Genomic DNA, 12,171 nt, shown 5'->3' on the forward strand with positions numbered 1-12,171 from the left:
AGCACTTCCCCTTGCCCGGTGTGCAGAGGACTTTCACCTCCAAGTCACTCAACTAACCACCACAGTCAGTCGAGCCGCGCTCGCGCGCGTCGCGCCATGCCTGGCGCACCAAAAAAAGGCCGCTCGCGCGGCCCAAGGAGGTTTCGGGGAAAACGCCGCTGGGCCGGCTATGGCTTGAGCTGGGCGCGGATTTCGCCGGCCGGGTAAGCGGCGCTATGCACGTTTATGTACAGGTTGCCGGCCCGGTAGCTCGCATACTGGGGCGGCGTGAGCAGGGTGCCGGCCGGCACGGCAAACATGCCGGCGCCCGTCTGCAGCAGGGGCACGATGACAGGACCGTTGGCGCCGGCGGGCGCTTCATGGATATGCGCGACGGTGGCCAGCATGCCCGTATAGCGCACGCCGCCGCTGACGCTGCGGTCGTGGGCGATGCGGATCGTGCTGCTGCCGCTGGCCATGCTGGTGTTGGCCGGCACTTCCTGTGCGCCCGTCAAGGTGACGTCATGGCCGCCCGGATGCGGGCCATGGGAACAGGCGCCCAGCAGGGCGGCCAGCGCCAGCACGCTGGCAGCGCGGTAGGCGTATTGTTGCAATGTACTCATCGCAGGTCTCCTTCAACGGACAGCGGATCTCGGATGGCGTCCGGCCCCGCACAACCGGGCCTACGCCGCACTTGTGTTGCATGGTGCGACAGTAGCGCCAGGCCGCGCCGCCCGCTTTGCTTTTCGCCAAACTTGATGCTCGCCTGCCGGCGCGCCTCAGGCCAGATGGCCTTCCGCCACCCAGCCCCGGTTGGCGGGTGCGGCCTTCGGCTTGGGCGCGATGCCGCTGCTTTTCTCCGCGTCGAGGATGATGCTGCGCATGCTGTCGCTGGCGGCCGGCCCCGGCGCAAACGCGTAGTACTCGTCATTGATGGGCAAGCCCGTCATGGCGTCGACCAGCACCGGATCGGCGGCCAGGCCCGTGTCGCGACTGGCGATGACGAGGCTGGCGCCTTCCGGCGCGAAGTTTTCATTGCCCCAGGCAATAAAAGCCAGCAAGACAGGCTTGAAGGCGCGCCCGGACTTGGTCAGCACATAGTCGTAGCGGGGCGGCTTGGCGCAATACAGGCGGCGCGTCATCAAGCCCCCTTCCACCAGGTCGGCCAGGCGGCGCGTCAGGATGGTGGGCGCGATCTTGAGGCTTTTTTCAAATTCGTCGAAACGCGTCTTGCCATAAAACGCTTCGCGCAGGATGAGGATGCTCCACCATTCGCCCACCTTGCCCAGGCTGCGTGCGATCGGGCAGGGCAAATTATTAAAGTTGGTATGTTTCATGACCATCTCCTCACGTTGATTCAACACAACAATCAAAAATATTTCAGTTGCAACACGGAAACTTAATTACTATCATTTTGCAAGTCACCTTCGCACCACGGTAACGGCTTGAAAATACGCAAAAACTCACACTTTCCTTGTTCAAGTACAATCATGGCTGGTTCTTCTCCCCCCATCCCGGTGCGAAAAACGGTGTCAGCCACGCCTTCCAGCGCTGCTGCCCACGCCCGTTTTTCACGCGATACATTCACGATGCCCCCTTTGAAGCTTGCCGTACTGCCTGCCCTGCTCGCCCTGTCCCTTTGCCAGACCACCACCGCCGGTACCGTATCTTCCGCGTCGTTCCAGGCCACCTTCGTCGTCCAGGAAGCGTGCACCATCGTTGCGCAGCGCAACAGCGCCCAGGTACGCTGCCAGCACAACACGCCGTATCTGCTGCTCCAACAGACAACACCATCGGGCGCCGGCCTCGTCACCGTCACGTTCTAAAAATAAATCGTTGCAGTCACCGTGTCCTTGTAGTCGCCGGGGCGCGGCGACACCTGCGCCGGCACGCGGCCGTAAATCGTCAAAGGCACGCTGGCGCCCGTGCCCGTGCCGGTCACCATGCTGGTGCCAGCCGTGCCATCGCCCCATGGCGCACCATCGAGGGTGGACGACAGCAGGTAACTGACCTTGTCCGTCGTTAAGATATTTTTCATCTGGCGATTCGCCACATTGGCCGCCACGCTGCCGCCGTTCAGGGCAATCTGATACGCATTGTTATTCACGCAACGCACCGACAAGGTGCTGGTGCTGCGCAAGTTACCCGTCAGGATGGAAGCGTTCGCGAATGCCATCGGGCTGGCCGTGATGGTGCAATCGTTGACGGCCGTGGCATTCACCGTAAAGCCGAAGCTGCCGCTGCTGGCCGTGCAACCCTGCAGGTTGACGAGGCCATACGTGGTGTAGGTGTAGGTGCCTTGCCCGGCAAAGCTCGATGTATATACGGTATTCGCGTTGGCGACCGTGGGCACGGCCGCCAGCGCGGTGCCGGCAGGGATCTTCGCGTACACGGTAAAGGTGGTGGAATACGTGCCGGGCGGCGCCAGCACGCCGACCGACAAAATCATGCCGAAGGTCGATGGTGCGCCCGTCACGCCGGTGCCACCCCAGATCTTCGCCGTCGCATACGAACTGTCCACATACACGTTGTATTCCATGCGATTGCTGCCATTGCCCAGCTTGCGCGGCAGGGCCGAGGTGGAATTCGTGCCCAGCCCCAGCGAGATGCACACTTGCGCATTCGGCGTGAGCAACTGTCCCAGGTCCAGCGACGAAAACAGGCAACTGAAGGTGCCCGTTGCCTGCGCCACATAATCGGTGCCGGAAATCGGGCTGACGGTGCCGAAATCGATATTCGTCATGCTGACCGTGCAGGTGTCGGCCGCCTGCGCCACGCCGCCCCAGGCACAGCCCAGCAGCAGGGTCAGCCATGGCAGCAGGCGGCGCATCAGCGGCCTGCCCCGGCGCTGGCAGCAACGCTAACGCAGCGCAGCGGTCCGATCACGGGCAAGCCGCCCGTCGCCGGACGCGCATAGGCAAAACGCACCGTGCACACGCTGTCGCCCTCGCCGACTTGCAACTGATTCTGCTCCAGCAGATTGTCGACGAACACGATGCCGTCAAATCCCACCACCGTCTGCTTGCCGCTTTGTACGTGCAGCACGGGCAAGCCCGTCGCCAGCGGCTTGCCATCGGCGCCTTGCACGATGACGGTGGCCGCGCTGTAGCGTTCGACGGGAAAGGCGGCCAGCACACCGGCCAGCTGTTGCGGCACAACATTGATGTTCGTCACGGGCACCCGCGCATCGACGTCGAGTTCCTCCGTGGCGATGCTGATCTGGTTATTTCCATAGGGATTCAAATTCGGCACGAGCAGATAGCCGCTCCTGCCCGTCACACCGATCTGGCGGTTCTCATGCAACACAGCAATATTGCCCACGCCGCCAGTGGAGACCAGCGCAAAACCGTTGCCCACCCGGCGCGCCGCCTCGACATGGCCATCCATCAGCACCAGCGCGCCGGCCACGCCCAGCGAGGAAGCATTGCCCATGCTGCTGCTTTGCGTGCGCGCGCTCACGCGGCCGTCATTGCCCAGGTATTCCAGTTGCGCCTGCCGGTAGGCGTTGCCGCCCGCCGTGCCCGCCTGCAAGCCCCAGCCGAAACCGCCGCCAAAATCCGCCGCGCGCTGCGCGCTGACGCTGCGGCCGCTCTCGCCGTTTTGCCGGCTGCTGCTCGTGCCGATGGCCAGATTGTTGTCAAAGGCCATGCTCAGGCCGAAGTAAAAACCCCGCTTCTCGCGTTGCCGCAAGTCCTGGAACAGACTGGCGTTCAGGAACAGGCCGTGAAACAGGGTGGCTGAATAGCCCACGGTGGCAAGCTTCGATGGCGGTGCGCCGGGCGTGCGGTAACTGATATAGCTGCTGCTGATGCTGCTTCCCGCCGGCAAAGGCAAGCTGACGGTGAATCTATCCGCCGCGCGCACCACGGGGCTGCCATCGCGCGAGGCCAGGTCGCCAAACCCGGCGCTGGCGCGCACGCTTTGCACATCCACGCTGAAGCGCGGCCCCATGTACTGGTAGCCGGCGCCCAGTTGCGCGCCGCGGTGCTGGCCAACGCTGGCCGACAGCGAACCGCTGAGCACGCCCGCCTGGCTCAGGCGCAGCAGCGCGCCCGCCCCCGCCTGATACAGGCCGGCGGCCAGTTCAGCATGGCCTTCGAGGGTGAGACTGTCGCTGGCGCCATGGCGGCCGGAAGCGCTGGCGACCAGTTGCCGCTCATAGCCGAACAGGCGGCGGCCATACTCGCGCCGCACGGCGCCCGCCTCGACCGAGTAATCGCTCAAGCCGCTGGCCAGCATGCGCGTATCGACATACAGGGGCAGCACGGTCGTCACGCTACGCCCCAGCGCATCGCGCGTGATGAGGGTGGCTTGCCCGGCGCCATTGATACCGGCCACCTGGTTCAGCACAAACGGACCGCTGGGCACGCTGGCAGCATATTGCTGCACGCCATTGACATACAGGCTCAGCGACGAAGGCACGAGCGCCGTGCCATCGACGGAGGCGACGGGAAAGGTCAGCAGGTCGGGGCGCAGCTGGAAATTCTTGCGCCACTGCACACCGCCGACGCGCACGGCGCGGCTCCAGCTGAGCGACGAAGAAATCAGGTCGCCCACTTGCCACGTTTGCAAGGTCTCGGGGTCGGCGTGGCTCCAGAAGGTGTCAAAGCGCATGTACTTGCGCTGGTCGGATCGCAGGTTCAAGGTGCCGGTATTGCTGAACACGCCGCTGTCATTGAAATAGCGCAAGTCGTTGAAGATGGCGACACGCCGCGTCCGGCCCAGTTCCGCATAAGCTTCGTAATTGAGGACGGCGCCGGGCGTGACGCGCGATGGCGGTGTCTGCGCCGCCGTGCGCGCGCTGATGCGGTAAGGCGAACGCAAGTCGTCCGCCACCTGCAGCGACACGCTCTGGCGCGCCGCATCATAGTCATAGCTGAGTCCGGGAATCGCATCGAGCGCCACCTCGGCTCGAGCGGGCGCGCCCAGGCGCTCCGGGTCCAGCCCAAGCTGTTGCAAGTTCGCCACACTGCTGCGCAAGCCTTTACCCACCTGGGTAAAACGCAAGATCAACCCGGTTGATTCAGCATTCACGGTTACCTCCAGATACAGTTCATTCGGTGCCATCGGATCACTGGGCAAGCTGGCCGGCCCCGGGTCTGCGCCCGTCACGGCGGCAGACCCATCGGCCCTGGCCGGTGATGCCATGGCCAGCAGCAGCAAGGTCCAGCAGGTCCGCCAGCTCAGTGCGCGTCTCATGGTTTAACCCGGTTGCATCCATGCCGAAGGCGCGTGGCAAGCTCGCCCGCCATGGCGGCCATGTTCAAGGTGTCGAATTCGTGGCAACGAGCGCCTTTGCATTCACATTCACCGCAATACTCAACGGCCCATCCAGTTCAGCCTCCCTGGCGACGGGCAGGCGCCATACGCGCATGCGTGCCGCCAGGACATAGCCAAACAGCCCCTGGCTGATGACGAACTCCTTGCCCGCCTGGTTCGTGAATGTCATCGCACCGATCTGCGCATGGACATTGCCGCTGTTCTTGATACGCAACATCCACTCGCCCCGCTCGCGAAAAACCTGCCAGTCGAGCATTTCCCGGCCCGGCGCACCGGCCGGCAGCACGAACACGGGCACCGAGTAGCGCAGGCGGATATCGACGCCGCTGCGGCCCGATTCATCGTCGCGGCTGACTTCATCAATGAGCACGCGATACGTCTTTTCCTGCGCGACAGGGCCGGCCTGGGCACGCACGAGGCGGATGGCCTGGCGGCTGTTGGCCGCGATTTCCACGATCGGCGGACTGGCCACCAGTTCCTGCGTGGGCGCCAGTACTTCCTCGCCATCGCGCTGGTCCCAGGCGAACACCCGCACCTGCCCATACATGGGCTGGTCGCCCAGGTTTTGCAGGTTGATCCCGGCCGCGCTCTGTGCTGCGCGCAGGGTTAGCGTCACCGGCGAAATCTGCAGATTGGCGCCCTGTACGCCCGCCGCGCAGCAGGCCAGCAGCGCCAGCACGTTTTTCATCAGGGAAGTCGAACCGGCCTTCACGCAGCGCCTGGCTTAAAAGTAAACGGTGGCCGTGATGGTCGACTTGTAGGTATCGGGCGCCGGTGTCGCTTGCGGCGGAATATTGCCGTACACCGTGATCGGCTGCGATGCGCCGGTGCCGGTGCCGCCGACGGTATTCGTGCCCTGGGTATCGCCCCACAAGGTGCTGCCGGCCGTCTGGTACAGGCTGAATTGGACCGTCCCCAGGTTGCCACCGGTGCCGCTCAGGTAGCGCGTGGTGCCGGTCGAACCCGTGCCCGTGCCCGCCGTCAGGCCCACGTTATACGGGGTGGTATTGGTGCAGGTCACACTCACGGTCGTATTGACGTTCACGGCAGTAGCCAGTACACCCTGGCTTTGGCCAAAGTCGAGATTGGCCGCCGAAATGGTGCAATTGGCGATGATTTTCAGGGTGACGTCAAAGGTGATATTGGCGCTGCCGTTCAGATACACGGCCGCGTCGGCAACGCCAGGCATGAGCGCCGTGCTGGCCACAGCGACGCTGGCGGCAACGATAAGGCGGGTGGAAATAACTCGCAACATGATACCTCCTGATGATGGAACATCATTAATGAGCCCGTCAATATGAAGGACGTCGAGGATAGTCACGGTATTGCCAGCGTTTTTTGGGGCACGCAAACCAGGACAACAAAATACTTGCGCCGAGAGTCAGGAAGCCGAGGACTCCAGCATTTTTTGCAGCATTTGCAAAACAGATTTTTTAACAAGCGGCATTGCTTCAAATCAATGCACCAATGAATTATTAGCGATCTGGGAAATCGCCGCTTCTGCTGGCGGCGAAACATCTTTTGAAACACGAGAAAAGCAGAAAAAAAAGAAAAAGCAGAGCATAATAAGCCACAACTTGCTTTTTGGTTAAGTCATCCATGCCATGCCATTGACCAGCGAAACCATCAAAAAAAACATCTTGATCGTGGACGATTCCGCGTTCGAGCAGCGCATGCTGATGGAACTGCTCAGCGAGCAGCCCTACCGTTTCAGCATCGCGTTCAATGGCTACCAGGGCTACCAACTGGCATTGGCCACGCGTCCCGACCTGATCCTGCTCGACGTGCGCATGCCCGAGATGGATGGCTACACGGCATGCCGTTTGCTCAAGGCCAACCCCGAAACGGAACAGATACCCGTGATCTTTCTCAGCGGCGCCGACGCCGCCAAGGAACGCATCATGGGCTTGCAGGTGGGGGGCGTCGATTACATTTCAAAGCCGTTCACGCCGGAAGAACTGGCCGCGCGCATCCATATCCACCTGGGATTGATGCGTAAAAGCAACAGTACCTTGCCAGCCACGATGCCGATCAGCGACAAGCTGCAGCATCCCGACCTGGTATTCGTCAATGCCGTCAAACAGCTCATTCTCGACAACCTGGGCAGCCTGCCCAACCTGTCCGACATCGCCCGCAGCGTGGGCACTTACCGCGAAAAGCTGACCCTGATGTTCCGCGAGCAAACGGGCATGACCGTGTTTGCCTTCATCCGCGAAGCGCGCATCGCCCGCGGTGTGGAATTGCTGCAGCAGACGGATATCGACGTGCAGGATATCGCCCTGCTGATCGGTTTTCACAACGCGGGCAACTTCGCCACCGCCTTTCGCGAACGCATGGGCGTCACGCCTAGCGCCTACCGCCAGCGCCTGCAGGAGCAGACAGGACAGCGGCAGGCGGCGGGTGGCGGGCGGGCGCTATTGGTGAATCTGCCGCGCGCTCAGAACTTGTAGTTCAGCTTGAGTGCCGCAAAGCGTCCACGCGGATCGGCCTGGGTAAAGTCAAAGCCGGTGGAGGCATAGTCCCAGGGGGCGCGCTTGTTGGCCAGGTTTTGCACGATGAAGGTGACGTTCGCTGCCGGCGTGACTTGCCAGCTGCTGGTCACGTCAAAGGTGCTGAAGGCAGCCACCGACTCATCGAGGTGCTGCTGCTGCGCATAGCTGCCCACGTAGTTCCAGGTCAGGGTCGCCCCCCATTTTCCCTGTTCCCAGGTAGCCGAGGTGACGCCGCGCCATTTCGGGATGGAGCCGAAGTAATTGGTGCCGACGCCATCGGTCAGCGGCGCGCCATCGGACAACGGCTCGGCAAAGCGCAGCACGCGGCTCAGCTGGCCGGCCAGGGTCAGCTTGCCCCAGTCCTTGTCGGCAAAGCGCTGGCGCAGGTCGATATCGATGCCCGACACTTCGCGCTGGCCCTGGTTGCGGAACTGGCGGTACAGGGTCGTGATGCGCCCATCGGCACCGCGCGTGATCTGTTGCGGCGCCGTTTTTTCATTCTCGAGAATGGTGGTGGCGCTGGCCGTGCCGATCACGCCATCTTGCTTGATGCGGTAGTAATCGAGGCCGATGCTCGAGCTGCTGGTGGGCGACACCACCACGCCCAGGTTCAAGTTGTTCGAGCGCTCGGGACGCAGGTTCGGATTGGCGATGGTCATGACCGTCACGCCGCGCGACTGCGTTGGCGTCAATGGATCGCGGGCATCGATCACGCCGGTATAGCTGACGGCCGTGCTGTCGGTGATTTCCGGCAGCGACGGGGCACGGAAGGCGCGTGAAACGGTGCCGCGCAGCAACAACCAGGGCGCCGCCTGGTAGCGGGCGCTGGCTTTCGGCGAAAACGCATTGCCAAAATCGCTGTAATGGTCGGCGCGGCCCGCCACGTTGACGGACAGGTCTTTCACTACAGGTACGTTGAATTCGGCAAACAGGGCCGACACATTGCGCGAGCCGTTGATGATATTGAGTGCGGGGCGCAGTTCCGTGCCCGACAGAACGGCCGTCGAGGTTTGCGAATCCATTTTCTCACGGCGCCATTGAAAGCCGGCGGCAAAGCCCAGCGGGCCTGCGGGCAAGTTCCAGATATCCTTGGCCGCCGAGAAGTCGAGCGTGTCGAGGGTCGACTCGGCCGGGCGCAGGGTCGACAGGCGCAGGCGCTTGCGCACGGCTTCGCTGTTTTGCGACTGGTCAAAGAAATTGTAGCTGCCCTCGGCCAGCACTTTCTGGAATGCATAGCGGTTAACGAAGTTCTGCACCGTTTCTTCCAGCTTGCTGCTGGAATGGGCGACGGCCGTATCCCAGTCCCAGCCCGCCCAGGTGCCCTTGGCGCCGGCCAGCGCGCGGTAGAAGGTGACGCGGTCCTGCTTCAGGCGCGGTCCCAGGTCGAACAGGGTGGCCGTGAACGGCAAAGGCGTCGTGCCCGGATTGTTCGGGTGGCCCACGGGCAGCACCACGGGAATGGTATCGAGCAGCTTGGTGCTGTTGTTCCACACGCGCGTGGCGTTATTCACCGTCAGCGGAGCGCTGAAGGTCTGGTCGGCGCGCGAGTAACTGTGCAACAGGTCGACATACGCTTCCGTGCCCGCGTTCAACTTGAGGGTGCCGCGCAGCGACGAGTGGATACGCTGGATACCCGGGATCAGCGTTTTATACGGCGCCGGATTGTAGGCCAGCACCTGGCCGCTGCGATCGGGATTGATGTCCTTGTACGGCACCAGTTGCAGCGGGCCGCGCACGCCACCGAGCGTCTGCGTGGGATCGTTGCCGGCGTAATTCGTGGCGGTCCATCCCAGGCTGCCGCGCTGCTGCTGGCGGTAATCGGCATCGCGCAGCCATGCCACGTCGCTCTGCTGCAGCTTGTCGCGCTGCTGCGCGTCGACCGAGAAGACCACGCTGTAGCCATCTTCCCCGAGCTTGCCGAAACCCGTTTGCAGCGCCGCGCTCTTTTCGTGCTGGCCCGTGCCTTGCGTCGAGCCGCCCCATTGCGCCGTGATGTCCGTGCCCGTGAATTCCTTGTACAAGATGATGTTGACCACGCCGGCCACGGCGTCGGAACCATACACGGACGAGGCGCCATCCTTGAGCACTTCGATGCGCTGCACGGCCGCCATCGGCAGGCTGTTGAGGTCAACGAAGGTCTGCTGCAAATCCTGCGCCGTGGCATAGCTGGCCACGCGGCGGCCATTCACCAGGATCAGGGTGTTTTGCTGGCCGATACCGCGCAGCGACAGGCCCGAGGTGCCGGCCGAGAAACTGCCCGTATATTGTTCGTTATAGCTGTTGCCGCTATTGGCGGAGATGGCGCGCAGCACGTCCGACACGCTGGTCTTGCCGCTGGCTTTCAATTCCTTGGCCGTGATGACTTGCACGGCGCTGGCGCCCTCCTTTTCGCTGACGCGGATATTCGATCCGGTGACATTAACCCGCAGCATGTCGTCCTCGGCGTGGGCAAGGGTGGGGAAAACGGGAAAGGCGGCGGCGATGGCAAGACTGATGGCGAGTGGTTTGAACATGGTTTCCTCTTATCGGGATTGCAGCCTTTTTCAGATAAAAAAGGCCGAGCAGGGGCACGCGGACCGGGTGGACCAGCGGGCAAACGACAACGAAACGGATGGGAATGACTTAGGGGATGCGTGGACGGGCACGCACCGGCATCCACTGCGCCATGCATTGCATGGTCAGCTGGTGCGGGGCGGCGTAAAAACAGGCAGAAAGGGCAAAACGCAACATAAAAGACACCGGTAAGCGGGGAAAGTCCACTATATCCCGGTGTCTTTATGGCGTGAACGAATTAAAAATTGATTGTATATACGATTTGAATCTAAGGACTTGGTATATGGCAATATCAGGCGTCGGCACTCACCGCAGGCGCCAGCGCCGCGCGGCGCGCCTGCACGCTCCACCAGTACCAGGAAATCAGGGCATTGACCCAGTAGGCCGCATACAGCACGGCCGTCAGGTGCAGGCCGCGGCTGTAATACAGCGGCACGGCCACGGTGTTGACCAGCAGCCAGAAAGCCCAGGTTTCGATGCGCCGGCTCATCAGCAAGAATTGCGCGATGATGCTAAATACCAACACTGCCGAATCGATGAAGGGCGCGTAGGCATTCGTAAAGCGGTGCAGCAGCATGCCGTAGATGACCACGGAGGCGATGCCGGCCGGCACCACCCAGGCCAGGCTGCGCCAGCCCGTGCGCGTGATCGGCAACGGCTTGCCGCCGGCACCGCGCCGCCATTGCAGCCAGCCGATGACGCAGGTGACGATGAAAAACAGCTGCAGCATCACGTCGGCGTACAGATTAACCTGGAAAAACAGCACGGCAAACAGCACGCAGCCGACCATGCCGATCCACCAGGAATGAATATTATTGCGTCCTGCCAGAATGATGGAGGCAGTCATCAGTACATTGGCGGCGATCTCGAGCGGGGCAGTCAAGCGGTCTTCCTTTGCGGGGCAGTGGTGGCACCGCGCCACTATAGCCGATTACACTGCACGGTGTTCACCGTGCCGGAGGCGATCCCCATGGGGCAAGTGGCAAAAAACGCGCGCACATCGAGGAAATGCGTACCAGGCCGGCCTTCAGCAGCCGCAGCCCTTGACTTCCGTGGCCATTCTGGCAAATTGAATATCAAGTTGAAACTCCAGGGAAGCCCCCATATGCGCATGCGCCATCTCCTGTTTGCGGCAATGCTCGGCGTATCCGCCCTGCCCGCCCTGGCTTGCCGCATGACGATGGCGCTGGAGCAGTGGCCACCGTATGTCCACCGCGATGCGCAGGGCCGCTATACGGGCCTGGACCTGGATTTGCTGAAAGCCATTCTCAAGGAAGCCCGGTGCACCCTGGTCACCTTGCCGGAACTGCCTACGGCGCGGCGCCAGCTGCTGTTCCAGCAAGGGGGGCTGGACCTGATGCTGGCCGCGTCCGAGACGCCGGAACGCCATTCCTATGCACGCTTTTCCATCGCGTATCGCGACGAAGCCGTGGGGCTCTTCAGCAAATCCGGCTCGCCCGCCGGCCACCGCCAGATCGCCAGCTTCGCGCAGCTCGCGCGCGGCAAGTCGACCTTGCTGGCGCCCAAAGTGGGCTGGTATGGCGCGCAGTACGCGGCGGTCCGGCCGGCGCTGGAAAAGGCCGGCCGCCTGAATGCGTTCGGCAGCTTCCAGCAAGGCGTGCGCATGCTCGATGCGGGCCGCGCCGACCTGCTGCTGGGCGACGTGCTGGCCGTGCGCCACGAAGCGCGCCTGCAGGGCGTTGCCTTGAGCACCCTGCCCTTCCTGGCCCTGCGCGCCCCCGTCCACCTGATGCTCAATGCGCGCACGACCAGCGCCGCCGACCTGGCGCGCCTGAACGCCGCCATCACGCACCTGGAACAGCGCGGTACGCTGGCGGCGATTCGTGCCCGCTACGAAGCGCCGTAA

The 12,171-nt window shown here is 62.8% G+C and carries 13 protein-coding genes; 4 read left to right on the forward strand and 9 right to left on the reverse strand.

Annotation, left to right across the window (positions count from 1 at the left end):
• Positions 1–167: 167 nt before the first annotated feature.
• The 3 genes from ACQ4WP_RS21205 to ACQ4WP_RS21215 form a co-directional block, all read right to left on the reverse strand.
• On the reverse strand, positions 168–602 hold the full coding sequence (locus ACQ4WP_RS21205) for a CHRD domain-containing protein (RefSeq protein ID WP_436524098.1): 435 nt from the start codon (positions 600–602) through the stop codon (positions 168–170).
• A 156-nt stretch (positions 603–758) separates the two neighbouring features.
• Complete coding sequence (locus ACQ4WP_RS21210) at positions 759–1,316, reverse strand: winged helix-turn-helix transcriptional regulator (protein ID WP_010394680.1); 558 nt, start codon at positions 1,314–1,316, stop codon at positions 759–761.
• Between the two features lie 62 nt (positions 1,317–1,378).
• Positions 1,379–1,567, reverse strand: coding sequence for a hypothetical protein (locus ACQ4WP_RS21215; RefSeq protein WP_436524100.1), 189 nt, complete (start codon positions 1,565–1,567; stop codon positions 1,379–1,381).
• A gap of 10 nt (positions 1,568–1,577) precedes the next feature.
• Here ACQ4WP_RS21215 and ACQ4WP_RS21220 point away from each other — a divergent pair, with 10 nt between their 5' ends.
• Complete coding sequence (locus ACQ4WP_RS21220) at positions 1,578–1,805, forward strand: hypothetical protein (protein ID WP_436524102.1); 228 nt, start codon at positions 1,578–1,580, stop codon at positions 1,803–1,805.
• Here ACQ4WP_RS21220 and ACQ4WP_RS21225 read toward each other — a convergent pair.
• The 4 genes from ACQ4WP_RS21225 to ACQ4WP_RS21240 all read right to left on the reverse strand — a co-directional run bounded on the left by ACQ4WP_RS21225 (position 1,802) and on the right by ACQ4WP_RS21240 (position 6,514).
• Positions 1,802–2,809 carry a Csu type fimbrial protein gene (locus ACQ4WP_RS21225; RefSeq protein ID WP_436524104.1) on the reverse strand — a complete coding sequence of 336 codons (1,008 nt, stop codon included), beginning with the start codon at positions 2,807–2,809 and terminating at the stop codon, positions 1,802–1,804. The two genes, ACQ4WP_RS21220 and ACQ4WP_RS21225, sit on opposite strands and share 4 nt — an antisense overlap.
• Positions 2,809–5,178 carry a fimbria/pilus outer membrane usher protein gene (locus ACQ4WP_RS21230; protein WP_436524106.1) on the reverse strand — a complete coding sequence of 790 codons (2,370 nt, stop codon included), beginning with the start codon at positions 5,176–5,178 and terminating at the stop codon, positions 2,809–2,811. Before ACQ4WP_RS21230 ends, ACQ4WP_RS21225 begins: the two co-directional genes overlap by 1 nt.
• A gap of 64 nt (positions 5,179–5,242) precedes the next feature.
• Complete coding sequence (locus ACQ4WP_RS21235) at positions 5,243–5,971, reverse strand: fimbrial biogenesis chaperone (RefSeq protein ID WP_436524108.1); 729 nt, start codon at positions 5,969–5,971, stop codon at positions 5,243–5,245.
• 12 nt (positions 5,972–5,983) lie between these two features.
• Positions 5,984–6,514 (reverse strand): Csu type fimbrial protein, encoded by a 531-nt coding sequence (locus ACQ4WP_RS21240; RefSeq protein WP_436524110.1) that lies wholly within the window; start codon positions 6,512–6,514, stop codon positions 5,984–5,986.
• 70 nt (positions 6,515–6,584) lie between these two features.
• On the opposite strand from ACQ4WP_RS21240, the gene ACQ4WP_RS21245 reads away from it, so the two are divergent.
• Positions 6,585–6,851, forward strand: coding sequence for a hypothetical protein (locus ACQ4WP_RS21245; protein WP_436524112.1), 267 nt, complete (start codon positions 6,585–6,587; stop codon positions 6,849–6,851).
• Between the two features lie 12 nt (positions 6,852–6,863).
• A complete protein-coding gene (locus tag ACQ4WP_RS21250; protein WP_436524114.1) occupies positions 6,864–7,709 on the forward strand; it encodes a response regulator transcription factor in 846 nt (281 codons plus the stop codon).
• Here ACQ4WP_RS21250 and ACQ4WP_RS21255 read toward each other — a convergent pair.
• Entirely contained in the window at positions 7,697–10,264 is a 2,568-nt protein-coding gene (locus ACQ4WP_RS21255; RefSeq protein WP_436524116.1) for a TonB-dependent receptor, read from the reverse strand. The two genes, ACQ4WP_RS21250 and ACQ4WP_RS21255, sit on opposite strands and share 13 nt — an antisense overlap.
• Positions 10,265–10,596: 332 nt before the next feature.
• On the reverse strand, positions 10,597–11,187 hold the full coding sequence (gene pnuC / locus ACQ4WP_RS21260; RefSeq protein WP_436524118.1) for a nicotinamide riboside transporter PnuC: 591 nt from the start codon (positions 11,185–11,187) through the stop codon (positions 10,597–10,599).
• Positions 11,188–11,439: 252 nt separating this feature from the next.
• On the opposite strand from pnuC, the gene ACQ4WP_RS21265 reads away from it, so the two are divergent.
• Positions 11,440–12,171 (forward strand): substrate-binding periplasmic protein, encoded by a 732-nt coding sequence (locus tag ACQ4WP_RS21265; protein WP_436524120.1) that lies wholly within the window; start codon positions 11,440–11,442, stop codon positions 12,169–12,171.

Origin of the sequence: Janthinobacterium lyxosi (assembly GCF_051380665.1) — a bacterium.
Taxonomy (GTDB): Bacteria; Pseudomonadota; Gammaproteobacteria; order Burkholderiales; family Burkholderiaceae_D; genus Janthinobacterium.

What these genes read in the sequence shown, in the direction of transcription:
- ACQ4WP_RS21205 (WP_436524098.1), bottom strand. Translation starts at nt 602, where the DNA reads ATGAGTACATTGCAACAATACGCCTACCGCGCTGCCAGCGTGCTGGCG.
- ACQ4WP_RS21210 (WP_010394680.1), bottom strand. Translation starts at nt 1,316, where the DNA reads ATGAAACATACCAACTTTAATAATTTGCCCTGCCCGATCGCACGCAGC.
- ACQ4WP_RS21225 (WP_436524104.1), bottom strand. Translation starts at nt 2,809, where the DNA reads ATGCGCCGCCTGCTGCCATGGCTGACCCTGCTGCTGGGCTGTGCCTGG.
- ACQ4WP_RS21230 (WP_436524106.1), bottom strand. Translation starts at nt 5,178, where the DNA reads ATGAGACGCGCACTGAGCTGGCGGACCTGCTGGACCTTGCTGCTGCTG.
- ACQ4WP_RS21240 (WP_436524110.1), bottom strand. Translation starts at nt 6,514, where the DNA reads ATGTTGCGAGTTATTTCCACCCGCCTTATCGTTGCCGCCAGCGTCGCT.
- ACQ4WP_RS21250 (WP_436524114.1), top strand. Translation starts at nt 6,864, where the DNA reads ATGCCATTGACCAGCGAAACCATCAAAAAAAACATCTTGATCGTGGAC.
- ACQ4WP_RS21255 (WP_436524116.1), bottom strand. Translation starts at nt 10,264, where the DNA reads ATGTTCAAACCACTCGCCATCAGTCTTGCCATCGCCGCCGCCTTTCCC.
- ACQ4WP_RS21265 (WP_436524120.1), top strand. Translation starts at nt 11,440, where the DNA reads ATGCTCGGCGTATCCGCCCTGCCCGCCCTGGCTTGCCGCATGACGATG.